We start from the raw sequence: 25685 nt of genomic DNA, 5'->3' as shown, positions 1-25685 counted from the left end.
TTTTTGGCGTGAACCCCTTTATACGCTTGCCAGCTGGCCGGGCGGCCGCACCCGCGAAGCCGAAAGGCTGCGGGTGAGGAAAGTCCGGGCTCCATGGAGACACGGTGCCGGTTAATGGCCGGCGGGGGCGACCCCAGGGAAAGTGCCACAGAAAGCAAACCGCCACGATCCGGCTCCGCCGGATTCGGGGCAAGGGTGAAAGGGTGGGGTAAGAGCCCACCGCGCGACTGGCAACAGGAGCGGCACGGTAAACCCCACCGGGAGCAAGACCGAATAGGGACGGTGCGAGGGGCAACCCTCGGGGGCTGTTTCCGGCTCACCGTCCGGGTAGGTTGCGTGAGGCGCATGGCAACATGCGCCCAAGATGAATGGCCGCCACGTTCTCGCGCCGCAAGGGGCGAGGGCCATACAGAACCCGGCTTACAGGCCAGCTGGCAATTTTCTTCCAGATTTTACAAGGAAGTCCGCTGATATCAGCAGGTTGCGTCTTCGGGCGCGCCTCTTGATTCATGCACCTGAAATTGGATCGCCTTTGCCGGATGCGCTGCGGCACTGTTGAAATTGGTGCGATTAAATCGTACCATACCCTTGAGCGGCACCAGGAGCGCATCATGGGTCATGTCGACAAACGCAGCATCACGCTTTCGCCGGAACTGGCGGCGGCGGTCGACGACGTGGTCGCCGCCGGTGAATACGCGTCGGCGAGCGAGGTGATCCGCGACGCGCTCAGGCAATGGAAGGATCGGCGCGACCTGCTCGGCTATACGGTCGAGGAACTGCGCAAGCTGGTGCAGGAAGGGATCGACAGCGGGCCAGCATTGGAAGGGCCGCCGATCTTGGAACGAGCGCGCGCCAGGTATTTGAAAATGGTCGAGGCCAAAGGCCTTGAAGAGTGAAATATCGGCTGCTTCCCCAGGCGGCGGTCGATCTCGAAGATATCGGCGACTACATCGCCAGCCACAATCCAAATGCCGCGATTCGTCTTGTGGATGCCTTGGAAAAGCGGTGGCATCTGTTGACTCTGTACCCTTTCTCCGGCCCGCTGCGTGACGACATCGCGCCGGGTATCCGCCATTTGGTCGTCGGCGAATACCTCACCTTGTACCGTGTCGGCGACGAGGCAATCGAAATCGTGCGCGTGTTACATGGCCGGCGCAGGATCGAAGCCCACGACCTCAATTCGTGACCGATCCGCTCACGCCAGCCTATCCAGCGACGCCTCGATCGCTTGCCAAAGTTCTTCCACGGGTTCGCAGCCGACCGACAGGCGAACGAAGCCTGGCGCAACCGCGTCGCTTCTCTTTGCCCGCCGCTCGGCGGAGCTATGGACACCGCCGAAGGAGGTCGCGGCCTGCATCAGCGCGCAATTGTTGATGAAATCCTCGGCCTTGTCCTCTGAATCCAGCACGAAGGAGATCAGAAAACCGAAGCGCTCCATCTGGGCGCGGGCGAGATTGTGCGACGGATCGCCGTCCAGTCCGGGAAAGCGCAGACCGCTGATAGCGGGGTGGCCTTGCAGCCGCCGCGCGATCACTTCCGCCGAAGAGCACATGCGGTCGAAGCGCACATCCAGCGTCTCCAGGCCGCGATGCACCAGCCATGCCTCGAATGGGCCGGGAATGGCGCCTGACATCTCGCGCCAACCGGAAACCGCGGCGATGATGTCCGCATTGCGGCTGGCGACATGGCCGAACAGCACGTCGGAATGGCCATTGGGCGCCTTGGTGTCGGCGGCAATGACGATATCGGCGCCAAAATCGAGTGGGCGCTGGCCGAAAGGCGTCATCGTCGTGTTGTCGACGGCGAGCAGCGCGCCCGCTTTGTGCGCGGCTTCGGCGACGGCGGCAATGTCGCAGATGTCCAGGCCCGGATTTGCCGGGGTCTCGACGAAGGCAAGGCGATAGCCGTCGAAGCCGCCGTCGAGGAAGCTCGATGTCGGGCGGACATCGTAGGCAATGTCGAAAGGCTTGAGGAAGCGATCGGCCAGCGCTCTCGTGGCGTGATAGCCGTCCGCGGGCAGCAAAATGCGATCGCCTGCCTTGAGCAGCCCGAAAAACACCGCCGAGATCGCAGCCATTCCGGAGGGAAAGCCGACGCATGGCGCGTCTTCCAGATGCGCCAGCATATGCTCGACGGCCCTCCAGGTTGGATTGTCGTATCGGCCGTATTCGTCAAAGCCCGCAGCATCGCCCGGTGTGTGAAAAATGGCGGCCATGGTCAGGGGCACGGGAATTGGGTCGCCCTTGGCAAGCCTGCCGCGACGCAGGTGAGGAAGCGCTGCGGCGCGTGACCTGGCTGTTTCGGACATCGATTTCAAACCTTGTTTCTAGCCGGGGAAATGTAGCCGACCCTAGCGTCAGGCCACGGTTTGCAGCAAGCGGCGTCCGGTTGGGCCACGCGGCTCTAAACGCTTCGTTAGGCTTAATGGAGGATAAACACGAGAGTGCCGTCAAAGTCGCTCTCACCGGTTGTGGCGCGCGCGTTTGTGTATCCTATTCCCGTTGACGCCCATAGTGCCCCATGATATCCCATTTGGACATTCAAGCCTTCGTTCCGCGTCAGGGTGAAGCGTACGCCAATCGGGCAGCCGCGGCGGCTGCGCGTTTGGCTGCTTTCGCCCCTCGGAACGGCATGGATTTCGGGCAGGGACCGCGCTGCGGCGGCGCGGAGGGCAAAATGCAGAGGGGTGCGGCGGCGCAAGCGGCTGTAACGCGTAATGGACCGGTTTCTGTCGAGCGCGGTGAACAGGATCGATGCGAAGGGGCGGGTGTCCGTTCCGGCGCATTTCCGGGCGGTCGTGCAGAAGCGCGGTTACTCGGAACTCTATGCGCTGCGCTGCCTCGACCGTCCGGCGATGGATGTCGGCGGGCTCGACCTGCTCGACCGCTACGAGCAGCGCATCGCGCAGGAAGATCCCTTCCTGCGGACGGCGGACGACATGTCGTTCTTCTGCCATGGCGACGGCACGTTCCTGAAGCTCGATCAGGATGGCCGCATCACGATGAGCGATTTCATTCGCGAGCACACCGGCATATCGGCGGAAGTGGCCTTTGTCGGTCGCGGCAACTTCTTTCAGATCTGGGAGCCCGGACGGCTTTCCACCTACGGGGCGGAAGCACGCGCCAGGCTTTTGCAGCTTCGGCAGGGGACGAAGCCCGGGGAGCGACCGGAATGATGGCGGGCCACGGCGATGACCTTCACGCCGTTGGCGGACCGGCCCGCCACATTCCGGTCCTCCTTGCCGAAGTGCTGGAGGCGCTTTCGCCCAAGGCAGGCGAGGTGATCGTCGATGGCACATTCGGCGCCGGCGGTTACACCAGGGCCATTCTGGCGAGCGGCGCCTCGGTTGTGGCCATCGACCGCGATCCGGATGCGATCGCGGTGGGGCGAGACCTCGAAGCGCAGTCGGACGGCAAGCTCCGGCTTGTCCATGCGCCATTCTCGACGCTGGACGAGCATGTCGAAAGCGCCGACGGCGTGGTGCTCGATATCGGCATTTCCTCCATGCAAATCGACCAGGCGGAGCGCGGCTTTTCGTTCCGCGCCGATGGGCCGCTGGACATGCGCATGGCGCAGGCGGGCCTGAGTGCGGCCGATGTCGTCAATTCCTTCAAGGCCGGCGATCTTGCCCGGATTTTCGGTTTCCTCGGCGAGGAGCGCCATGCCGGCCGCATCGCCCGCATGATCGAAAGCCGCCGCGAAAGAAATCCATTCGAGCGCACGCTCGATCTTGCCGACGCCATCGAAACGCATATCGGCCGCGCCCCAAAGGACAAGATCCATCCGGCGACCCGCGTCTTCCAGGCGCTGCGCATCTTCGTCAATGACGAACTCGGCGAATTGGCCAAGGCGCTGTTTGCGGCCGAGCGCGTGCTGAGACCGGGCGGACGGCTAGCCGTGGTGACGTTTCATTCGCTGGAAGATCGCATCGTCAAGCGCTTCATTGCCGACCGCGCCGATCAGGTGACCGGGTCGCGGCACATGCCCGAGGCGCAGACACGCCTGGCCACTTTCCGAAAGGCCGGCGGCGGGGTGACGCCTGGCGATGCCGAGATATCGACCAATCCGCGGGCGCGTTCGGCAAGGCTGCGCGCCGCCATCCGCACCGAGGCGCCGGCTCGGGCCGGCGACTTTGCGATTTTCGGTCTGCCAAAACTTCCCAGCCCAAAACTTCCCGGCGCCAACCGGCCGGGAGAGAGGTGAGCACGTGTTTCGTACCAGCGACATAGTCCTGATCGCCGTCATGGTCTCGGCCGCGGCCCTGACCTACAAGACCAAGCGCGAGGCCGAGGAACAATTGGCGGCGGTGCAGAAGATCCAGGCGCAGATCCGCTACGAGGAGGACACGATCGACCTCCTGAAGGCGGACTGGAGCCTGCTTACCCAGCCGTCGCGCCTGCAGAAACTGACCGAGATCTACAAGTCGCAGCTTGCACTCGAGCCGGTCAACGCGCGCCAGATCGTCGGGCTGGACGATCTGCCGGCAAAGCCGGTCAACATCCAGGACCTCTCGTCCCAGCGGCTGGGCGGCATGGCCGATATCGGCGGCAAGGACCCCGTGGTCACCGGAGGCATCGTGCAATGATCGCCAGACTTGCAACAATCAGGAGGCTGCTGAAGCGTGGCGCGAAATCCGGCGAAGGCGGCTCGATCGTCGTCGAAGGCGCCCGCAAGGCGACCGGCGGCAAGGGCAGGACCCGTATCGTGATGACGATGGCGGTGTTCTTCGGCCTCTATTCGAGCATCGCCGGCAGGCTGGTCTACCTCGGCTTTCAAAATCCCGACATGTCGGGAGGGCCGCAGAGCCGCGTGACGGCATCGCGGCCGGACATCGTGGACCGCAACGGCGAAGTGCTGGCGACGGACATCAAGACGGCGTCGCTGTTTGCCGAGCCGCGGCGCATCGTCGACGCGGACGAGGCGATCGAGAAGCTGTCGACGGTGCTTCCCGAGATCGACTACGAGCAGACCTATCAAAAGTTGAAGAGCGGCGCCGGTTTCGTCTGGCTGCGGCGGCAACTGACGCCCAAGCAGGAGGCCGACATCATGCAGCTCGGCATTCCCGGCTTCGGCTTTCGCACGGAAAAGCGCCGCTTCTATCCGAGCGGCGAAACCTCGTCCTACATCGTCGGTCTCACCAACATCGACAATCAGGGCATCTCCGGCATGGAGAAGTACATCGACAACCAGGGCTTGACCGACCTTCAGGCGTCCGGCCTGGCGGTGGCCAGGGACCTGAAGCCAGTGCAACTGTCGATCGACCTGCGCGTCCAGAACATCGTTCGAGACGAAATCTCCACCGGCATGGAAAGGTATCGCGCGATCGCCGCCGGCGCCGTTGTGCTCAACGTCAAGACCGGCGAGGTGCTGGCCATGGCCTCGGTACCGGATTTCGACCCGAACAATCCCTACAACGCGCAGGACAAGGACCGGCTGAACCGCATGTCGGCCGGCCTCTACGAAATGGGCTCGACCTTCAAGAGTTTCACCACCGCCATGGCGCTGGATTCCGGCAAGGTGACGATGAACAGCCGTTTCGATGCCACGCGGCCGATCAGGATCGGCAACCAGACCATCAATGATTTCCACGGCAAGGGTCGGGTGCTCTCGGTGCCGGAGGTGTTCATCTATTCGTCCAACATCGGTTCGGCCAAGGAAGCCGAAGCGGTTGGCATCGAGGGGCACCGCGAATTCCTGCATCGCCTGGGGATCCTCGAGAAGATGCAGACGGAACTGCCGGAGGTCGCCCGCCCGACCGAACCCAAGGTCTGGAAGCAGGTCAATTCGATCACCATCGCCTTCGGCCACGGCGTGTCGACGACGCCGCTGCAGACCGCGGTTGGTTGCGCCGCGCTGATGAATGGCGGCTATCTGATGGAGCCGACTTTCCTGACGCGCACGCAGGAGCAGGCGATGTCGGCGGCCAAGAAAGTGGTCAGCGACAAGACTTCCGAGGGCATGCGCTATCTCTACGCACTCAATGCCGAGAAGGGGTCGGGCAGGAATGCCAGGGTTCCGGGCTACCGCGTCGGTGGCAAGACCGGAACGGCGGAGAAGGTCGTCAATGGCCGCTACTCCAAGGACAAGAATTTCAATGCCTTTGTCGCGGCTTTCCCGATGGACGATCCGCAATATATCGTGCTCACGATCGCCGACGAACCGAAGCCCGAAAAGCCCGGCATGGGCGCAACGGCCGCCTCGAATGCAGGCGTCATGGCCGCAAACATCATCCGACGTTCGGCTTCCATGCTTGGCGTGAAGCCAGATTTCAGCCATGAAAATGGTGCAACGCTGGTTTCCTATCAGTGATTCCTAGGGCGCGCCGGCAACTGCGCGCTATTTTGTTGAGATGAACGGGGTTCGATGAAGCTGAAAGATCTAGCCGGTATCCTGCCTGTCGAGGGGATAGCTTCCCCCGATATGGAGGTTACCGGGATTTCGTCGGATTCCCGCGAGGTAAGACCGGGCGTCGTCTTTTTCGCGCTCGCTGGCACCAAGGCGGACGGCGCGGCCTATGCCGCCGATGCCGCCAGGCGCGGCGCCGCCGCGATCGTGGCGGGCAAGGGCAGCGCCATTGCCGGACTGCCGGTGCCGGTTCTTGCCGTCGACGATCCGCGTCTGGCGCTGGCGCTGAGTGCCGCCCGTTATTTCGGCAAGCAGCCGCAAACCATGGTCGCTGTGACTGGCACCAGCGGCAAGACATCGGTCGCCGCCTTTACCAGGCAAGTCTGGGAGCAGGCGGGCTTTGCCGCTGCTTCGATCGGCACCACCGGCGTGGTGGCGCCGGGCCGCAATGAATATGGCTCGCTGACCACGCCCGACCCGGTCGCTTTGCACCTTCTGCTCAAGGAATTGGCGGATGCCGGCGTCACCCACGCGTCGATGGAAGCCTCCAGCCATGGGCTCGACCAGCGCCGGCTCGACGGCGTGAAGCTTGCCGCCGGCGGCTTCACCAATCTTGGCCGCGACCACATGGATTATCATCCGACGGTCGAGGACTATCATCGCGCCAAACTGCGCCTGTTCGACGCGCTGCTGCCGAAGGGTGCGCCTGCCGTCATCTTTGCCGACGATCCGTGGTCCGAGCCAACGATCAAGGCGGCACAGGCGGCGGGGCTGAATGTGCTGACGGTCGGCCGCCATGGCGAATTCCTGCGGCTGAAGCGGGTCGAGCACGAGCGCCACCGCCAGCGCGCCGAGGTGGAAGTCGATGGCGTTCTGCATGAGGTCGACCTGCCGCTGGCTGGCGATTTCCAGATCGCCAACGCGCTGGTCTCGGCGGGCCTTGCCATTTCCACCGGAACATCTGCCGCCAAGGCCTTGATGGCGCTGGAGAAATTGAAAGGCGCGCCGGGCCGGCTCGATCTCGTTGGAACAACGGCCAATGGCGCGCCGGTCTATGTCGACTACGCGCACAAGCCGGATGCGCTGGAAAACGTACTGGCCTCGGTGCGCCCCTTTACCACAAGCCGCGTCATCGTCGTGTTCGGCTGCGGTGGCGACCGCGACAGGGGCAAGCGGCCGATCATGGGCGAGATCGCGACGCGGTTGGCCGACGTCGTCATCGTCACCGACGACAATCCGCGCTCGGAAGTGCCCGAAACGATCCGCGCCGCCATCCTTGCAGCCGCGCCCGGCGCCATAGAGATCGGCGACCGGCGCAAGGCGATCCATGACGCGGTCGCCATGCTTCACGCCGGCGATACGCTGATCGTGGCCGGCAAGGGCCATGAGGAAGGCCAGACCATCGGCACCGAGACGCTGCATTTTTCCGACCATGAGGAAGTCCGCTCCGCGCTTAGGGAACGCGCCGCATGAGTTTCCTGTGGACCTCCGAGGATATGGTCGCCGCCATGGACGGACGGCCGCTTGGCCCGATGCCGGAAGGTGTCACCGGCATCTCGATCGACAGCCGCAGCCTTGTGGCGGGCGAGGCCTTCTTCGCCGTCAAGGGCGAAGCGATGGACGGCCATGACTTCGCCACCGCCGCCATCAAGGCCGGCGCCGGCGTGCTGGTCGTCGCCGAGGGCAAATTGCCGGCGCTCGGCCGGCTGACGGCCCCGATGATCGTGGTGCAGGACGTGCTGGCCGCACTTGGAAAGCTTGGTGTTGCCGCCCGTGCGCGTTCAAACGCCAAGATCATCGCGGTAACCGGTTCGGCGGGCAAGACCACCACCAAGGAGGCGCTGCGCCATGCGCTGTCCGCTGTCGGCAAGGTGCATGCCTCGGCGCAATCGTTCAACAACCATTGGGGCGTGCCGCTGACGCTGGCGCGGATGCCCGCCGACTGCGACTATGCCGTCTTCGAGATCGGCATGAACCATCCGGACGAGATCCGGCCGCTGGTCAAGATGGTCCGGCCGCATGTCGCCATCATCACGCTGATCGCGGCGGCGCATCTCGGCTTCTTCCGCAACCTCGACGAGATCGCAAAGGCCAAGGCCGAGATTTTCGAAGGACTGGAGCCGGGTGGCGCGGCGCTGCTCAACCGCGACGATCCGCGCTCGAAGCTGCTGGGCAAGATGGCGAAAGACGCCGGCGTCGAGCATGTCTACGGCTTCGGAGAAAATGCCCGCGCGACCTTCAAGCTGGTCAAATGCGTGCTGCATGCCGATCATTCCATAATCACCGCCAAAATCGGCGGGCAGGAGGTCACGGCACGTGTCGGCGCGCCCGGTCGGCATATGGTGCAGAACGTGCTGGCGGTGCTCGGTGCCGCGCATCTGGTCGGCGCCGATATCACCAGGGTGGCGCTGGCGCTGGCCGATCTTTCGGCCGAGCGCGGACGCGGCAAGCGCCATGTGCTGCGCCACCCCAAGGGGTCGATCACACTGATCGATGAGAGCTACAACGCCAATCCGGCGTCGATGGGTGCTGCGATGGCGCTGCTCAATGCCACGCCAGTGTCGGGCGAAGGCAGGCGCATCGCCGTGCTTGGCGACATGCTGGAACTTGGCGACCACTCGGCGAAGCTGCATGCCGCGCTCGCCGACCTCATCGTCGGCACCGAGACTCGAAACGTCTTTCTCGGCGGCCCGGAAATGCGGGCGCTGGCCGACATCCTGCCAGACGAGATCGAGACGGAATATCGCGCCGGCGCCGAGGACCTCAAGCCGGTGCTGCTGTCGACATTGAAGCCTGGCGACGTGGTGATGATCAAGTCGTCGAAGGGCATCGGGTTTTCAAAACTGGTCGAGGCGTTGCTCGGCAAATTTCCGGCGCAAGCCACAACCAGTAAACCGACCTAGGGTCAACTCCCGGGGGACCGAAACGCATGCTTACACTGCTCGTCGATTTCGCGGACAAGATCTCGGTCTTCAACGTCTTCCGCTACATAACCTTCCGCACCGGCGGGGCGCTGATCACCGCGGCGCTGATCGTCTTCATCTTCGGGCCAGCCATCATCAACTCGCTGCGGCTCAGGCAAGGCAAGGGCCAGCCGATCCGCGCCGACGGGCCGCAGACGCATTTCAAGAAAGCCGGCACGCCGACCATGGGCGGGCTGATGATCCTGTGCGGCATCGTCGGCTCCTCGCTGCTGTGGGCCAACCTTTCCAGCATCTATGTCTGGGTCGTGCTGCTGGTGACGCTCGGCTTCGGCTCGATCGGCTTTTATGACGACTATCTCAAGGTAACGAAGCAATCGCATCTCGGCTTTTCCGGCAAGGCGCGGCTCGGGCTCGAATTCATAATCGCCGGCATTGCCGCCTGGGTGATCATGCATAACGGCCAGGCGCCGTTCTCGTCGTCACTGACTTTCCCCTTCGCCAAGGAATTTCTCATCAATCTCGGCTGGTTCTTCATCCCGTTCTCCTGCTTCGTCATTGTCGGCGCCGGCAATGCGGTGAACCTGACCGACGGTCTCGACGGGCTGGCGATCGTGCCGATCATGATCGCGGCGGCATCCTTCGGCGTCATCGCCTACCTCTCCGGCAACGCGGTGTTCGCCGAATATCTGCAGATCCATTTCGTGCCAGGCACCGGCGAACTGGCGGTGGTTCTCGGCGCGGTGATCGGCGCCGGCCTCGGCTTCCTGTGGTTCAACGCGCCGCCGGCGGCGATCTTCATGGGCGACACCGGCTCGCTGGCCCTGGGCGGCCTGATCGGCACGGTCGCGGTCGCCACCAAGCATGAGATCGTGCTGGTCATCGTCGGCGGGTTGTTCGTGGTGGAGATCCTGTCGGTCATCATCCAGGTCGGCTACTTCAAGATGACCGGCAAGCGCGTGTTCCTGATGGCGCCGATCCATCATCACTTCGAAAAGCTCGGCTGGACAGAAAGCCAGGTGGTGATCCGCTTCTGGATCATCGCCGTCATCCTGGCATTGGTCGGCCTGTCGACCCTGAAGCTCAGATAGGAGGCCGCTTGATCCCCGCTGCATCCTTCGCCGGCAAACGCGTTTCGCTCTTCGGGCTCGGTGGCTCGGGGATCGCCACGGCGCGCGCGCTGATCGAGGGCGGGGCGGACGTGCTGGCCTGGGACGACAATCCCGACAGCGTCGCCAAGGCAGGCGCCGTCGGCATCGCGACCGGCGACCTGCGCGGCGCCGACTGGACGAAATTCTCGGCCTTCGTGCTGTCGCCCGGCGTGCCGCTGACCCATCCGAAGCCGCACTGGAGCGTGGAGCTGGCGCGCGGCTCGGGCGTCGAGATCATCGGCGATGTCGAGCTTTTCTGCCGCGAGCGGACCTTGCTGTCGCCGGCTGCACCCTTCATCGCCATCACCGGCACCAACGGCAAATCGACGACCACGGCGCTGACGGCGCATATCCTGAAATCGGCCGGCCGCGACACGCAGATGGGCGGCAATATCGGCCGCGCGGTGATGACGCTCGATCCGCCGGAGCCCGGGCGGCACTATGTCGTGGAATGCTCGTCCTATCAGATCGACCTGGCGCCCTCGATCAATCCGACCGCTGGCATTCTGCTCAATCTGACGCCGGATCATCTCGACCGTCACGGCACCATGCAGCACTACGCCGCGATCAAGGAACGGCTGGTAGCGGGCAGCGAGGTGGCAATCGTCGGCATCGACGATTCCTGGTGCGCCCAGATCGCCGACCGGCTGGAACGGGCCGGCCGGCACGTCATCCGCATTTCCAAGCGTCTGCCGCTGACCGACGGCTATTTCGCCGACGGCACCAATCTGATGGAGGCGGTGCACGGGCGTTTCAGCCGCGTTGCCTTTCTCGAAGGCATCGGCTCGCTGCGCGGCCAGCACAATGCGCAGAATGCGCTGGCCGCCGTCGCTGCCTGCCTCAAGGTCGGGCTGGAGCTTGGCGAGATCCAGTCGGGTCTGGAAAGCTTTCCCGGCCTGGCGCACCGCATGGAGCAGGTCGGCCGCAAGGGCCATGTGCTGTTCATCAACGATTCCAAGGCGACCAATGCCGATGCGGCAGCACCCGCCCTGTCGAGCTTCAGCCGCATTTACTGGATCGCCGGCGGATTGGCCAAGGAAGGCGGCATCGAGCCGTTGCGCGGCTTCTTCCCGCGCATCGCCAAGGCCTATCTGATCGGCGAGGCCGCGCCCGCCTTTTCGGCGACGCTGGGCGAGGCGGTGCCTTACGAGATATCGGGCACGCTTGCCGCGGCGGTCGAGCATGCCGCAAGGGACGCGGCGAGAGATGACGGCGGCGAGGCAGTGGTGCTGCTTTCGCCGGCCTGCGCCAGTTTCGACCAGTTCAAGAATTTTGAAGTTCGCGGCGACGCGTTCAGGCAAGCCGCGAGCGCCATTGATGGCGTCAAGCCCATCGGAGGGACACGATAATGCAAAGCCGTCTCGACAAAAGCCCGGTCGCCACCTGGTGGTGGACGATCGATCGCTGGTTCCTGGCAGCGTTCCTGTCGCTGATGGGGCTCGGCATCGTGCTGTCCTTCGCGGCCAGCCCGGCGGTGGCCCAGCGCATCGGCCTCGACAGCTTCCATTTCGCCACACGGCAGATCATCTTCACCGTTCCCGCACTTGGCGTGATGCTGGCCGTTTCCTTCATGGAATCGCGGCAGATCAGACGCATGGCGCTGGTCATGCTGTGCATCACACTGTTCCTGATGGTGGCGGTGCTTTACATCGGTGTCGAGGTTAAGGGTGCGCGGCGCTGGGTGTCGCTTGCCGGCCTGTCGATCCAGCCATCGGAATTCCTGAAGCCGGCCTTCGTCATCATCTGCGCCTGGCTGTTTGCCGAGCACAAGCGCCAGCCGGACATTCCAGGCAATCTGTTCGCCATGCTGCTGCTGGCCCTCGTCATCTCGCTGTTGGTGGCGCAGCCGGATTTCGGCCAGACCATGCTGGTGCTCGGCACCTGGGGGGTGATGTTCTTCATGGCCGGACTGCCGTGGCTGTGGATCATGGCGCTGGGCGCGGCCGGCATTGGCGGGGTGTTCGCCGCCTATACGGTGTTTCCGCACGTCGCCGGCCGTATCGACCGTTTCATGACCGGCGAGGGCGACACGTTCCAGGTCGACATGGGCCGCGAGGCGCTGATCAATGGCGGATGGTTCGGCGTCGGGCCGGGCGAAGGCACCGTCAAGCGGGTCATACCGGACAGCCACGCCGACTTCGTCTTCTCGGTCGCCGGCGAGGAATTCGGGCTGATCATGTGCTTCTTCATCATGTCCATCTTCGCCTTCATCGTGCTGCGCGGCCTCAACACGGCGCTCAAGGAGCAGGATGATTTCACGCGCTATGCGGTTGGCGGCCTGGTCACCGTCTTCGGCCTGCAGTCGGTTATCAACATGGCCGTTAATCTGCAGCTGATGCCTGCCAAGGGCATGACCTTGCCGTTCATCTCCTATGGCGGCTCCTCGCAGATCGCCATCGCCATCTCAATGGGCATGGTGCTGGCGCTGACGCGCAAACGGCCGGAACGGCGCAAGCAGATGGGCTTTGCACCGTCGCAGCGCGCCATGCCGGCGGAATGAAATGGCGAAGGGGGTCATTCTTCTGGCGGCAGGCGGCACGGGCGGGCATCTGTTCCCGGCCGAGGCGCTGGCGCATGAACTGAACCGGCGTGGCTGGACGGTGCATCTGGCGACCGACGATCGTGCCGAGCGTTTTGCCGGCCAGTTCCCGGCGGCCAGCATCCATCCGATCCGGTCGGCGACGATGGGGTCGAAAAATCCTTTCGCCGTGCTTGCCGCCTTCTGGAAGATCTGGGGCGGGGTGCGCCAGGCCTCCGCCGTGATCCGCCGGATCAAGCCCGCCATAGTCGTCGGTTTCGGCGGCTATCCGACGCTGCCGCCGCTCTATGCCGCGACGCGACGCAAGGTGCCGACGCTGATCCACGAGCAGAATGCGGTGATGGGGCGCGCCAACCGGGCGCTGGCCGGGCGCGTCGACGCCATTGCCGGCGGGTTTCTGCCGGAGGATGCAAGCGCCGCGGGCACCAAGACGGTGACGACAGGCAATCCGGTCCGGCCGCAAGTGCTGGAGGCGGCAAGGACGCCCTACAGCGCGTCCACGGGCAATCAGCCGTTCCGGTTTCTGGTGTTCGGCGGCAGCCAGGGCGCACAGTTCTTTTCCGATGCGGTGCCGGCGGCGATAGCGCTGCTTTCCGACGCACAACGCAAGCGGCTTGATATCACGCAACAGGCACGCGCCGAGGATGTGGAGAAGGTGAAGGCTGCCTATGCCGCCCTTGGCATCGAGGCAGAGGTGTCGCCGTTCTTCGCCGACATGGCGGCGCGCCTGGCGGCGGCGCATCTGGTGATGTCGCGGTCCGGTGCATCGACCGTGTCGGAAATCGCCGTGGTCGGCCGACCGGCGCTGCTGGTACCCTATCCGCATGCGCTCGACCACGACCAGGCGGCCAATGCCGCGGCGCTGGCCGCGGCAGGGGGGGCGGAGGTGCATGCGCAATCCTCGCTCTCGCCCGAACGCATCGCCGCGCTGGTCGGTGGGATGATGGACGATCCGGAGCGGCTCGCCACTATGGCGGCGGCGGCGAAATCGGCCGGAAAACCGGATGCGGCGCGGTTGCTCGCCGATCTGACAGAGGCTATTGCGTCGAAGAAAACCGTTTCGGAATTCAGGAAGGAGACGCATTGATGAAGATGCCGCGGACGATCGGCCTTGTGCATTTCATCGGCATTGGCGGCATTGGCATGAGCGGCATCGCCGAGGTGCTGCATAATCTCGGCTACAAGGTGCAGGGATCCGACCAGGCCGACAGCGCCAATGTGCAGCGCCTGCGCGACAAGGGCATCGAATGCTTTATCGGCCACAAGGAAGAAAATCTCGGCGACGCCGAGGTGATCGTCGTCTCGACCGCGATCAAGAAATCCAATCCGGAACTGAAGGCCGCGCGCGAAAAGCTGCTGCCCATCGTGCGGCGCGCGGAAATGTTGGCTGAATTGATGCGCTTCCGGCAAGCGGTGGCCATCGGCGGCACGCATGGCAAGACGACGACGACCTCGATGGTGGCGACGCTGCTCGAAGCCGGCGGGCTCGACCCGACCGTCATCAATGGCGGCATCATCAATGCCTATGGCACCAACGCCCGCATGGGCGACGGCGAATGGATGGTGGTCGAGGCCGACGAGAGCGACGGCACGTTCCTGAAGTTGCCGGCCGATATCGCCGTCGTCACCAACATCGACCCCGAGCATCTCGACCACTACGGCTCCTTCGATAATGTGCGCGAGGCGTTCCGCCAGTTCGTCGAGAACGTGCCGTTCTACGGCTTCGGCGTCATGTGCACCGACCATCCGGAGGTGCAGGCGCTGGTCGGCCGCATCGAGGACCGGCGCGTGATCACCTATGGCGAGAATGCGCAGGCCGATGTGCGCTTCACCAACCACCGCATGGCGGGTGCGACCTCGGAGTTCGACGTGGTGATCCGCGACCGCAAGACGCGCGGCCAGACGACGATTACCGATCTGCGCCTGCCGATGCCTGGCCTTCACAACGTCTCCAACGCGACGGCGGCGATTGCCGTGGCGCATGAGCTCGGCCTGTCCGCCGAGGCGATCAAGAAGGGCCTGTCGTCCTTCGCCGGCGTCAAGCGCCGCTTCACCCATACAGGCTCGTGGAACGGCGTCGACGTGTTCGACGATTACGGCCACCACCCGGTCGAGATATCGGCGGTGCTGAAGGCGGCGCGCAGCGCCACCAAGGGCCGTGTCATCGCCATTGCCCAGCCGCATCGCTTCACCCGGCTGCATGATCTGTTCAACGAGTTTTCCGCCTGCTTCAACGACGCCGACACCGTGATGGTGGCGCCGGTCTACGCGGCAGGCGAAGAGCCGATCGACGGGGTGACATCGGATGCGCTGGTGTCGCGCATCCGCGCCGGCGGCCATCGCGACGCCCGCTACATCGAAGGCCCCGCGGCAATCGCGCCGGTTATCCGCGATCTGGCCAAACCGGGCGATTTCGTGATCTTTCTCGGCGCCGGCAACATCACCCAATGGGCCTATGCGCTGCCCAGGGAACTCGGCGGAAGCGCGTCATGATGCGCGGCCAGGCGTTGATCGACAAGCTTGGCGACCGGCTTGCCGGCCTGCGCGGCCGCATCACGCCCAATGCCGAAATGGACAAGATCACCTGGTTCCGCGCCGGCGGACTGGCCGACGCGCTGTTCCAGCCAGCGGACGAGGACGATCTCGCCGCGTTCCTGAGGGCGGTTCCCGAAGAGATCCCGCTGACCATCGTCGGTGTCGGCTCGAACCTTCTGGTGCGCGATGGCGGCGTGGCGGGCTTCGTCATCCGGCTTTCGGCCAAGGGTTTTGGCGAGGCCGAGGCGATCGGCCCGACGACGATCAAGGCAGGTGCTGCCACGCCCGACAAGCGCGTTGCCGCCGTCGCCTACGAAGCCGGCATTGGCGGCTTCCACTTCTACCACGGCATTCCAGGCGCCATCGGCGGCGCGCTGCGGATGAACGCCGGCGCCAATGGCGTCGAGACGCGCGATCGCGTCGTCGAGGTTCGGGCCCTCGACCGCAAGGGCAATATGCACACGCTGAGCAACGCCGATATGGGCTACGCCTATCGCCATTCGGCTGCACCTTGCGGGCTGATCTTCACCTCGGCCCTGTTCGAAGGCAGCCTGGACGACAAGGCCACCATCAAGGCGGCGATGGATGCCGTCCAGCATCATCGCGAGACCGTGCAGCCGATCCGCGAAAAGACCGGCGGCTCGACCTTCAAGAATCCGGAAGGCACCTCGGCCTGGAAGGAGATCGACAAGGCGGGGTGCCGGGGGCTGATGATCGGCGGCGCGCAGATGTCGCCGATGCATTGCAACTTCATGATCAACACGGGAATCGCGACCGGCTACGACCTTGAATATCTCGGCGAGACGGTGCGCACGCGCGTGCTCGAAAATTCAGGCATCCGGCTGCAATGGGAAATCAAGCGCATCGGCGAGTTCCGGCCGGGGCACGCGGTGCAGGAGTTTCTCGGGCAGTTACTTTAGCGCGAGCTGACGTTCATGTGATGCTTGAACTTAAACGGTCTGAAATCGCCGCGCGACCGTTGCGCCAAAGACTCACAACGCAGTTTTTGCGGCCGTTTTTACGGAAAGTGAATCCCTCGGAATCGTAAGCACTTGCCAGCGAATCAACTCTCTGATTCTCTGCCTGAAAGCGTTTCCTGATTTGAGTCGTTCGACGCGTTTCCCGCGTTTTCCGTCTGGGGGGCAACCTGCCGGGAGACTCGGACTCAAAGTCGCGGAAATCGTGAGAGCAAAGACCGCTCTGATCGAAAGATGCAGGCCCGCCGTGATAGGGGATGACGGGAAATGAAAAGCAAGCATGTGGCCGTTCTGCTGGGAGGATTCTCGTCCGAGCGGCCCGTGTCTCTGTCTTCGGGGAAGGCGTGTGCCGATGCGCTCGAGAATGAAGGCTACCGGGTCACTCGCGTCGATGTCTCGCGCGATGTCGGATCGGTGCTGGTCGAGCTCAAGCCCGACGTCGCCTTCAATGCGCTGCATGGCCCTTTCGGCGAGGACGGCACCATCCAGGGCATCCTCGAATATCTGGGAATTGCCTATACCCATTCCGGCGTGCTCGCTTCGGCGCTTGCCATGAACAAGGAGCAGGCCAAGAAGATCGCCAAGGCCGCCGGCGTTCCGGTGGCGGAATCGAAGGTGGCCGATCGCTTCGCCATTCAGAACAAGCATCCGATGAAGCCGCCCTATGTGGTCAAGCCGGTCAGCGAAGGGTCGAGCTTCGGCGTCGTCATCGTGCATGAGGGCCAGTCGCATCCGCCGCAGGTCCTCGGCTCGTCCGACTGGAAATATGGCGATACGGTGATGGTGGAGCGCTACATTCACGGGCGGGAGCTGACTTGCGCGGTGATGGGCGATGTGGCGCTCGGCGTCTGCGAGATCATCCCGACCGGCCATTCCTTCTACGACTATGATTCAAAATACGTCGCGGGCGGATCAAAACACGAATGCCCGGCAAAAATTTCACCGAATATTTACCAAAAAATACAGACACTGGCGCTCAAGGCTCACCAAGCTGTCGGTTGCCGGGGCGTTTCCCGGTCGGACTTCCGCTATGACGATCGTCACTCCGAAAACGGCGAAATTGTCTGGCTTGAGATCAACACTCAGCCTGGCATGACGCCGACATCCTTGGTGCCTGAAATCGCCGCGCACGCGGGACACTCGTTCGGCGATTTGTTGAGTTGGATGGTGGAGGACGCTTCGTGTTTGCGTTGAGGTGGGGACAGGGCAAGGAGAAGGGCGCGGCCGGGCCGACGCTGTTCGGCATGCCGTTGTCGTTCGACCATTTCGTATTGCCGCGCCTGCTTCGCCGGCCGGTGCGCGTGCTGGCGCGCCTGGGCGAGGGCGACTTCGAGGCGCCGCCTTTCTCCGCTGCCATCCTGTCGGCGGCGCTGCTCGTGTCGGGTAGCGCCTATGGCGCCTATCTCGGCGGACATGTCGACGGCATCGTCCAGGGCATCACCGCCCGCACCGGCTTTGCCGTCGATCAGATCAAGGTGGTCGGCAATCGCGAAACCTCCGAGATCGATATCTTGGACAGGCTGGAGCTCGACGGCTGGACCTCGCTGATCGGCTTCGATGCCGAAGCCGCGCGGGAACGCATCGACACGCTGCCCTGGGTCGAGGTCGCGGCCGTGCGCAAGGTCTATCCGCATACGCTGGAGGTGCGCGTCGAGGAGCGCGAGCCGTTCGCGCTCTGGCAGCAAGGCAGCGAGCTTTCCGTCATTGAGAAGTCCGGCAATGTGATTGCGCCGTTCTCCGGCGGCAAGCAGGCATTGCTGCCGCTGATCATCGGCACCGGTGCGCCGGCCAAGGCGCCCGATTTCCTGGCCAGGATCAAGAAATATCCGGAGCTTGCCGCGCGGGTCAAAGGCTATATCCGCATCGGTGAACGGCGCTGGGACCTGAAGCTGGAAAACGGCATCACCGTCAAGCTTCCCGAGGATGGCGAGGATCAGGCGATCGCCGATCTGGTCAGGATGGACCATGAGAACGGGCTTTTGACGCGCGACATCGCCGCCGTCGACATGCGCCTTTCCGATCGTCTCGTCGTCCAGCTGACGCCTGAGGCGGCGACGCAGCGCGAGGCCGCGCTCAACGAAAAGCCTAAAATCCTGAAGCGCAAGCCGGAGACGAAAATATGAGCTGGCTTGGCGGCAACAGCGATGCCTCGTCGCGCCGGTCCGGCACCTTGACGGTGCTGGATGTCGGCTCGAGCAAGGTGTGCTGCGTGGTGGCCAAGCTCAAGCCGCGCGAGGACGGCAAGCTTTTGCGCGGGCGCTCGCATCGCATCCAGGTGATCGGCATCGGCCACCAGAAGTCGCAAGGCGTGAAATCGGGCGTCGTCATCGATCTCGACCGGGCCGAGCATGCCATCCGCCTTGCCGTCGACGCCGCCGAGCGCATGGCCGGCCTGACGGTGGATTCGCTGATCGTCAACATGACGGCCGGCCGGCTGAAGAGCGAGACATTCTCGGCCACCATCAACCTTGGCGGCCATGAGGCCGACGAGGCCGACATCAAGCGCGTGCTTGCCGCCGGCGCCAAACAGGCGCTCAGGGCCGAGCGCGAGGTGATCCATTCGCTTCCCGTCGGCTTTTCGCTGGACGCCGAGCGCGGCGTGCGCGATCCGCGCGGCATGGTCGGCGAGCAGCTCGGCGTCGACATGCATGTGCTGACGGGCGACGCTGCCCCGTTGCGCAATCTGGAGCTCTGCATCAACCGCTCGCATCTGTCGGTCGAACGCATGGTGGCGACGCCCTATGCCAGCGGTCTGGCCGCGCTGGTCGACGACGAGCTCGAAATGGGCGCGGCCTGCATCGACATGGGCGGCGGCACCACGACGATCTCGGTGTTTTCGGAAGGCAAGTTCGTGCATGGCGACGCCATCGCCATCGGCGGCAACCACGTTACGCTGGACATGGCCAAGGGCCTGTCGACCTCGCTCGATGCCGCCGAGCGGCTGAAGGTGATGCATGGCTCGGCGCTGCCCGGCAGTGCCGACGACCGCGACCTGGTATCGATCCAGCCGATCGGCGAGGAAGGCGAGGTGCCGTTGCAGGTACCGCGGTCGGTGATGACGCGCATCATCCGCGCGCGCATCGACGAGACGCTCGAACTATTGCGCGACCGGCTGAACAAATCCGGCTACGGCAATGCCGTCGGCAAGCGGGTGGTGCTCACCGGTGGCGCCAGCCAGCTTTCCGGACTGCCGGAGGCGGCGCGCCGCATTCTCGGACGCAATGTGCGCATCGGCCGGCCGCTTGGCGTCGCCGGCCTGCCGGAGGCGGCCAAGGGGCCGGCTTTTTCGACCCCGGTCGGGCTTTTGATCTACCCGCAGATGGCGAGCTTCGAGAGCCATCCGGCGAAAGGCATTTCCGGTCTTAGAATGACCGGAACGGGCGGAAAACTGCATCGAATGAGTCAGTGGTTGAGAGACAGTTTCTAATTGACGGGGGCAGCCCCATAGGCGGCCGCGGCGGCGAAGCGGCGTGAAAGGCAAAGGACGGAGACAATGACCATCAATCTGCAGAAGCCGGACATCACCGAGCTCAAGCCGCGCATCACCGTGTTCGGTGTCGGCGGCGGCGGCGGCAATGCCGTCAACAACATGATCACCGCGGGCTTGCGCGGTGTCGAGTTCGTCGTGGCCAACACCGACGCACAGGCGCTGACCATGTCCAAGGCGGAGCGGTTGATCCAGCTCGGCGCGCATGTCACCGAGGGTCTGGGCGCGGGATCGCAGCCGGAAGTCGGGCGCGCGGCGGCGGAGGAATGCATCGACGAGATCATCGATCATCTGTCGAACACCCATATGTGCTTCGTCACCGCCGGCATGGGCGGCGGCACCGGCACGGGAGCGGCTCCGGTGGTTGCGCGTGCCGCCCGTGAAAAGGGCATCCTCACGGTCGGCGTCGTCACCAAGCCGTTCCATTTCGAGGGCCAGCGCCGCATGAAGACGGCCGACATGGGCATCGAGGAACTGCAGAAATGCGTCGACACCCTGATCGTCATCCCCAACCAGAACCTGTTCCGGCTGGCCAATGACAAGACGACCTTCGCCGATGCCTTCGCCATGGCCGACCAGGTGCTCTATTCCGGTGTCGCCTGCATCACCGACCTGATGGTCAAGGAAGGGCTGATCAACCTCGACTTCGCCGATGTCCGCTCGGTCATGCGCGAGATGGGCAAGGCGATGATGGGCACGGGCGAGGCATCCGGCGAGGGCCGCGCCATGGCCGCCGCCGAAGCCGCGATCGCCAACCCGCTGCTCGACGAGACCTCGATGAAGGGCGCCAAGGGCCTGCTGATCTCGATCACCGGCGGTCGCGATCTCACCCTGTTCGAGGTCGACGAGGCGGCGACCCGCATTCGCGAGGAGGTCGACCAGGACGCCAACATCATCCTGGGCGCGACGTTCGACGAGGATCTCGAAGGCGTCATCCGTGTCTCGGTGGTCGCTACCGGCATCGACAAATCGGCGGCTGAAATCGCCGCCGCGCCGATCGCCATCCGCGCGGCGCCGCCAAAGCCGGTCAACCGCCCGGCGGTCCCGGTCACGGAAAGCCGTCCGGCCCCCGTCCAGGCCGTCTATGAGCCACGCGCGGCCGATCCGGTTGCCGAGGCGATCCAGCTTGCCGAGGCGAATGCGGCGGCGATGGCGCGTCCCGCACCGGTTGCCCAGGCGGAAGACTTCCGCCCGCAGAGCAAGATCTTCCAGGCGCCGCCCGCCCAGCCGCAGCCGATGCTGCAGCCGGTGGTTCAGCAGGCGATGCCGCAGCGTGAAGTGCTTCAGACGGTGGCCGCGGCACCCCAGCGCATGCCGCGTGTGGAGGATTTTCCGCCTGTCGTGAAGGCAGAATTGGAAGCCAAGGCCCGTCCGGCCGATCATGAGAGCAGCGGGCCGATGGGCCTGATCAAGCGCCTGACAAGCGGCCTGACCCGCCGCGAAGAGGAGCCCGCACGGCTGCAGCCGGCACAGCCGCGTGAACCAAAGCTGCGCCAGGCGGCCCCCGAAGTGCGCCGCCTCGCCAGCCAGGATCCGCAGCTTTACGCGCCGCGCCGCGGCCAGTTGGACGATCAGGGCCGGCTGACGCCGCAGGCCAGGACCATGCAGGAAGACGATCAGTTGGAGATTCCGGCATTCCTGCGCCGCCAGGCCAATTGACCTGTTAACAGTCCGTAACAAATGTTAACAGGCAAGCAAAAGATTGTTTGCCTGTTAACTTGGAAAATCCTTGTAAAACATAGTGTTACGATGCCACGTTCACTCTAGGTCGTGGTTACAAAGAGTAAGAAACCGTGATTTGGAGTCTCCCTGCCGGATCACTATCTTCCCGCGACCAACATCGGTTTGCCGGGATTCGGGGAAGTGGCCCTGCCTGCCGATCAATCAAGTGCCGCGCCCTTGGGGCCGACAAAGCGGACTTGGGCAGCATGGGCTATGGGGTTTGTCTTGCAGGACTACCAGACGACACTTAAATCGCGTGCGACGCTGACCGGTACCGGCGTTCACAGCGGCAGACCCGTTACCGTTCATTTCCTGCCGGCAGACGCCGATACGGGCGTGGTGTTCCAGCTTTCAAACGGAAGCGAGAGCCGCGAATTCCGTGCGCTTGTCGCCGAAGTCGGCGCCACCGATCTGTGCACCATGCTCGGCGACCCCGGAGGCGAGCATATTGCCACCGTCGAACATCTGATGGCCACGGTCTTCGGTCTTGGCATCGACAACATCGTCATCGAAATCGACGGCCACGAGGTTCCGATCCTCGACGGCAGCGCGATGCCGTTCGTGGAGGCCGTGGACCACGTCGGCATCGATACGCTGCCTGTCAAGCGCCGGTATATCCGGGTGGTCAAGCCGGTTCGCATCGAAAACGGTGCGTCCTGGGCGGAATTCAGGCCCTATGACGGCACGCGTTTCGAAATCGAGATCGATTTCGAAAGCCCGGCGATCGGCCGTCAGCTCTTCGCATCCGACATCAATCCCGATATTTTCCGCCGCGATATCGCGCGGGCCCGCACCTTTGGTTTCATGAAGGATGTGGAGCGGCTATGGGCAGCCGGCTATGCACTCGGCTCGTCGCTGGAGAACTCGCTGGTGATCGGCGACGACAACCGAGTGATCAATATGGGAGGCCTGCGCTATCCCAACGAGTTCGCCCGCCACAAGACGCTGGACGCCATGGGCGATCTGGCGCTGGCCGGCGCCCGGTTCATCGGCTGCTTCCGCTCGTATCGTGGCGGCCACAGGCTGAACGCGGCGGCGCTGCGCCGCCTTTTGTCGGATCGTTCGGCCTTCGAGATCGTCGAGACGACGCGCCGCGAGCGCGGCCGTGCCGCTGAGATGAGCGCGGTCTATGCGCCCGTCTACGCCCCTTGGATGATCTGATTTTTAACGTTTTTCAGGCCTTATGAGCATCGGTATGTGTTGCATGAATGCACCACAGGCCGCTGAAAAGGCATAGGCGTTCAGGCGACGCCAAACCGCCACAAAAATGTGCGATTGGCCGGCGATAGCGTTGCCGGGCAAGGCGGTTATGGTTTATGGCTGCTGCCGTCGACTGGTGCATGTCGCCCGAAAATGGGTGCCGGTTTGGGACAACGACATGCAAAGTGCATTAAAATGACGCCGAAAGGGCGGAATCCAATCATGGTCTTCAAGCGAGTTGGTCAATCGAAAGCGCCGCAACGGGCTGTTTTCCTGGCGCTTTCGGTGGTTGTTCCATCGCTCTTCCTGTCGGCCTGCATGTCGTCCGAGAAAGATGTCGATCTGTCGACCTATGTCGAGCAGACCGAGCCGGCCGACGTTCTCTACAACCAAGGTCTCGCCAATCTGAACGCCGGGCGCCTGCAGGAGGCGAGCCGCAAGTTCGATGCGGTCGACCGCCAGCACCCCTATTCGGAATTCGCCCGCAAATCGATGGTGATGGGCGCCTTTGCCGACTATCGCCAGGGCAAATATGACGAAGCGATCGGTTCGGCCAAGCGCTATCTCACCCTCTATCCGTCGACGGATGATGCCGCCTATGCCCAGTACATCATCGGGCTCAGCTACTACCGGCAGATCAAGGACGTTACCCAGGACCAGAAGGAAGCGCGTCAGACCGTGCAGACCATGCAGGATCTGGTGACGCGCTGGCCCGATTCGGAATATGTCGACGACGCCAAGGAAAAGATCCGCTTCGCCAACGACCAGCTCGCCGGCAAGGAGATGCAGATCGGCCGCTACTATCTCGAGCGGCGCGAATATATCGCCGCCGTCAAGCGGTTCCGCAATGTGGTGGAAAACTACTCCAACACACGCCATGTCGAGGAAGCGCTGGCGCGTCTGGCAGAAAGCTATTATGCGATGGGGCTGACATCCGAGGCGCAGACCGCCGCGGCGGTGCTCGGCACCAATTACCCCGACAGCCAGTGGTACAAGGATTCCTACAAGCTCCTGCAAAGCAATGGGCTCGAGCCGCGCGAGAATGCCGGGTCATGGATATCCAAGGCCGGGAAGCTGATCACCGGCGCCTGATGCAGGCGTAGCGATGCTTTCCAGATTATCGATCCGCGATATCGTTCTGATCGAGAAGCTGGATATCGACTTCTCGTCCGGCCTTTCGGTGCTGACCGGCGAAACCGGAGCCGGCAAATCCATCCTGCTTGACGCGCTGTCGCTGTCGCTCGGCGCCCGCGGCGATGCCTCGCTGGTCCGCCATGGCGCGGCGCAAGGCCAGGTCATCGCCGTGTTCGACGTGCCGCGCAACCATCCTGCCCGCATGCTGCTTGCCGACAACGCCATCGAGGATGACGGCGACATCATCCTGCGCCGCGTGCAGACGGCGGACGGCCGCACCCGCGTCTTCGTCAACGACCAGCCATCCAGCGTGACGCTGATGCGCGACGTCGGCCACGCCTTGGTCGAGATCCACGGCCAGCACGACGAGCGTGCCCTGGTCGACCCCGGCGCGCATCGCGAATTGCTGGACAGTTTCGGTGGTCATCTCGGCGCCGTGCGTGCGACAGGTGAGGCGTGGCGCTATTGGCGCAGCTGCGAGCAGGACTTGGCCAAGCACCGCGCCAAGGTTGAGGCGGCGGCGCGCGAGGCCGACTATCTGCGCGCCGCGGTCGCCGAATTGACGAAGCTCGATCCCCAGCCCGGCGAAGAGACCGAGCTGGCGGAACTGCGCGCCACGATGATGCGGGCGGAAAAGATCGCCTCGGAAATCCATGACGCGCAGGATGTGCTCGCCGGACCGTCCTCGCCCTTGCCGCGGCTTGCCAGCCTGTTGCGGCGCCTGCAGCGCAAGGTGACGGAAGCACCGGGCCTGCTCGACGATGTGGTCAAATCGCTCGACGAGGCGATGCTGTCGCTGGATGCGGCGCAGTCGGGCGTCGAAGCGGCACTTCGCGCCACCGAATACGATCCGCAGCGATTGGAGAAGGCGGAAGAGCGGCTGTTTTCGCTGCGCGCCGCCTCGCGCAAGCACAGTGTGGCGGTCGACGACCTGGCGCAGCTGCGTGACACGATGGCCGCCGATCTTGCCGATCTCGACGCTGGCGAGGAGCGCCTGCACGGGCTGGAAAAGCAGGCCGCGGCCGCGCGCGAGGCCTACGACATTTCCGCCGCACAGCTTTCGTCGCTTCGCCATGCGGCGGCCATTGGGCTGACCAAGGCGGTGATGGCCGAATTGCCGGCGCTGAAGCTCGAACGGGCCGAATTCATTGTCGAAATGACGAGCGCTGTGGAGAGCCGCATGGAAGAGGGCATCGACCAGGTCGAGTTCTGGGTGCGCACCAATCCCGGCACGCGGCCGGGCCCGATGATGAAGGTCGCTTCCGGCGGCGAGCTGTCGCGCTTTCTGCTGGCGCTAAAAGTGGCGCTGGCCGACCGCGGCTCGGCGCCGACGCTGGTTTTCGACGAGATCGACACCGGCGTTGGTGGCGCGGTGGCGGACGCCATCGGCCAGCGGCTGGCGCGGCTGTCGAAGCGCGTGCAGGTGCTTTCGGTTACGCACGCGCCGCAAGTGGCGGCGCGTGCGGCAACGCATTTCCTGATCTCCAAATTCGGCGGCGCCGACAGGGTTGCAACCGGCATAGCCGAGATGGACCGGGCGGCGCGCCAGGAAGAGATCGCCCGCATGCTGGCCGGAGCGACCATCACCGATGAGGCCCGCGCGGCGGCCGAGCGGCTGCTGCGAGAGAACACGGCAGCGGCATAGAAACGGGCGGTCCATCGCCGAAATCCAGG

At 64.1% G+C, this 25685-nt stretch carries 22 protein-coding genes and 1 other RNA gene; 22 read left to right on the top strand and 1 reads right to left on the bottom strand.

Translation table 11 applies throughout. The features are described from left to right. The first annotated feature begins 29 nt into the window (after positions 1-29). From rnpB to MESS4_RS23140, 3 genes are all read left to right on the top strand, one after another. Positions 30-439, top strand: an RNA gene (gene rnpB, locus MESS4_RS31265) — RNase P RNA component class A. A 172-nt stretch (positions 440-611) separates the two neighbouring features. Beyond that, positions 612-896, top strand: a complete 285-nt coding sequence (locus MESS4_RS23145) for a type II toxin-antitoxin system ParD family antitoxin (RefSeq protein WP_006336245.1) — start codon at positions 612-614, stop codon at positions 894-896. Continuing rightward, the gene (locus MESS4_RS23140) at positions 893-1186 is read left to right on the top strand and encodes a type II toxin-antitoxin system RelE/ParE family toxin (RefSeq protein WP_006336243.1); all 294 of its coding nucleotides are present in this window, start codon (positions 893-895) and stop codon (positions 1184-1186) included. The genes MESS4_RS23145 and MESS4_RS23140 overlap by 4 nt, the downstream gene beginning before the upstream one ends. A gap of 9 nt (positions 1187-1195) precedes the next feature. Here the strand turns inward: MESS4_RS23140 and MESS4_RS23135 are convergent, their stop codons facing one another. Continuing rightward, a complete protein-coding gene (locus MESS4_RS23135) occupies positions 1196-2308 on the bottom strand; it encodes a cystathionine gamma-lyase (RefSeq protein WP_006336240.1) in 1113 nt (370 codons plus the stop codon). A 408-nt stretch (positions 2309-2716) separates the two neighbouring features. Between MESS4_RS23135 and mraZ the strand changes: the two genes are divergently transcribed. The 19 genes from mraZ (at position 2717) to recN (ending at position 25656) form a co-directional block, all read left to right on the top strand. After that, on the top strand, positions 2717-3175 hold the full coding sequence (gene mraZ, locus MESS4_RS23130) for a division/cell wall cluster transcriptional repressor MraZ (protein ID WP_006336236.1): 459 nt from the start codon (positions 2717-2719) through the stop codon (positions 3173-3175). After that, complete coding sequence (gene rsmH / locus MESS4_RS23125) at positions 3172-4203, top strand: 16S rRNA (cytosine(1402)-N(4))-methyltransferase RsmH (protein WP_006336234.1); 1032 nt, start codon at positions 3172-3174, stop codon at positions 4201-4203. Before mraZ ends, rsmH begins: the two co-directional genes overlap by 4 nt. A gap of 4 nt (positions 4204-4207) precedes the next feature. After that, complete coding sequence (locus tag MESS4_RS23120; protein WP_006336233.1) at positions 4208-4585, top strand: hypothetical protein; 378 nt, start codon at positions 4208-4210, stop codon at positions 4583-4585. Continuing rightward, the gene (locus tag MESS4_RS23115) at positions 4582-6309 is read left to right on the top strand and encodes a penicillin-binding protein 2 (protein ID WP_006336232.1); all 1728 of its coding nucleotides are present in this window, start codon (positions 4582-4584) and stop codon (positions 6307-6309) included. Before MESS4_RS23120 ends, MESS4_RS23115 begins: the two co-directional genes overlap by 4 nt. A gap of 54 nt (positions 6310-6363) precedes the next feature. Further along, a complete protein-coding gene (locus tag MESS4_RS23110) occupies positions 6364-7818 on the top strand; it encodes a UDP-N-acetylmuramoyl-L-alanyl-D-glutamate--2,6-diaminopimelate ligase (protein ID WP_006336231.1) in 1455 nt (484 codons plus the stop codon). Next, positions 7815-9248 carry a UDP-N-acetylmuramoylalanyl-D-glutamyl-2,6-diaminopimelate--D-alanyl-D-alanine ligase gene (locus MESS4_RS23105; protein WP_006336224.1) on the top strand — a complete coding sequence of 478 codons (1434 nt, stop codon included), beginning with the start codon at positions 7815-7817 and terminating at the stop codon, positions 9246-9248. The genes MESS4_RS23110 and MESS4_RS23105 overlap by 4 nt, the downstream gene beginning before the upstream one ends. A gap of 26 nt (positions 9249-9274) precedes the next feature. Continuing rightward, entirely contained in the window at positions 9275-10357 is a 1083-nt protein-coding gene (gene mraY, locus MESS4_RS23100) for a phospho-N-acetylmuramoyl-pentapeptide-transferase (protein WP_006336222.1), read from the top strand. Positions 10358-10365: 8 nt separating this feature from the next. After that, entirely contained in the window at positions 10366-11766 is a 1401-nt protein-coding gene (gene murD / locus MESS4_RS23095) for a UDP-N-acetylmuramoyl-L-alanine--D-glutamate ligase (RefSeq protein ID WP_006336220.1), read from the top strand. After that, entirely contained in the window at positions 11766-12917 is a 1152-nt protein-coding gene (gene ftsW / locus MESS4_RS23090; RefSeq protein WP_006336217.1) for a putative lipid II flippase FtsW, read from the top strand. The genes murD and ftsW overlap by 1 nt, the downstream gene beginning before the upstream one ends. 1 nt (position 12918) lies before the next feature. Continuing rightward, positions 12919-14043, top strand: a complete 1125-nt coding sequence (gene murG, locus MESS4_RS23085; RefSeq protein ID WP_006336215.1) for an undecaprenyldiphospho-muramoylpentapeptide beta-N-acetylglucosaminyltransferase — start codon at positions 12919-12921, stop codon at positions 14041-14043. Then, positions 14043-15449 carry a UDP-N-acetylmuramate--L-alanine ligase gene (murC, locus tag MESS4_RS23080; protein ID WP_006336202.1) on the top strand — a complete coding sequence of 469 codons (1407 nt, stop codon included), beginning with the start codon at positions 14043-14045 and terminating at the stop codon, positions 15447-15449. The genes murG and murC overlap by 1 nt, the downstream gene beginning before the upstream one ends. Continuing rightward, positions 15446-16411, top strand: coding sequence for a UDP-N-acetylmuramate dehydrogenase (gene murB / locus MESS4_RS23075; protein ID WP_006336200.1), 966 nt, complete (start codon positions 15446-15448; stop codon positions 16409-16411). The genes murC and murB overlap by 4 nt, the downstream gene beginning before the upstream one ends. A 324-nt stretch (positions 16412-16735) precedes the next feature. After that, on the top strand, positions 16736-17662 hold the full coding sequence (locus MESS4_RS23070; protein WP_006336196.1) for a D-alanine--D-alanine ligase: 927 nt from the start codon (positions 16736-16738) through the stop codon (positions 17660-17662). After that, entirely contained in the window at positions 17650-18591 is a 942-nt protein-coding gene (locus MESS4_RS23065) for a cell division protein FtsQ/DivIB (protein ID WP_006336194.1), read from the top strand. The genes MESS4_RS23070 and MESS4_RS23065 overlap by 13 nt, the downstream gene beginning before the upstream one ends. After that, a complete protein-coding gene (gene ftsA / locus MESS4_RS23060) occupies positions 18588-19895 on the top strand; it encodes a cell division protein FtsA (RefSeq protein WP_006336193.1) in 1308 nt (435 codons plus the stop codon). The genes MESS4_RS23065 and ftsA overlap by 4 nt, the downstream gene beginning before the upstream one ends. Positions 19896-19961: 66 nt before the next feature. Continuing rightward, on the top strand, positions 19962-21614 hold the full coding sequence (ftsZ, locus tag MESS4_RS23055; RefSeq protein ID WP_006336192.1) for a cell division protein FtsZ: 1653 nt from the start codon (positions 19962-19964) through the stop codon (positions 21612-21614). A 276-nt stretch (positions 21615-21890) separates the two neighbouring features. Beyond that, positions 21891-22838 (top strand): UDP-3-O-acyl-N-acetylglucosamine deacetylase, encoded by a 948-nt coding sequence (lpxC, locus tag MESS4_RS23050; RefSeq protein WP_006336188.1) that lies wholly within the window; start codon positions 21891-21893, stop codon positions 22836-22838. 261 nt (positions 22839-23099) lie between these two features. Continuing rightward, positions 23100-23969, top strand: a complete 870-nt coding sequence (locus tag MESS4_RS23045) for an outer membrane protein assembly factor BamD (protein WP_006336187.1) — start codon at positions 23100-23102, stop codon at positions 23967-23969. Positions 23970-23982: 13 nt separating this feature from the next. Continuing rightward, the gene (gene recN / locus MESS4_RS23040; protein ID WP_006336186.1) at positions 23983-25656 is read left to right on the top strand and encodes a DNA repair protein RecN; all 1674 of its coding nucleotides are present in this window, start codon (positions 23983-23985) and stop codon (positions 25654-25656) included. Positions 25657-25685 lie beyond the last annotated feature (29 nt).

The organism is Mesorhizobium sp. STM 4661, assembly GCF_000359125.1.
Classification (GTDB): domain Bacteria; phylum Pseudomonadota; class Alphaproteobacteria; order Rhizobiales; family Rhizobiaceae; genus Mesorhizobium.
This window is presented reverse-complemented; position numbering and strand designations above follow the sequence as displayed.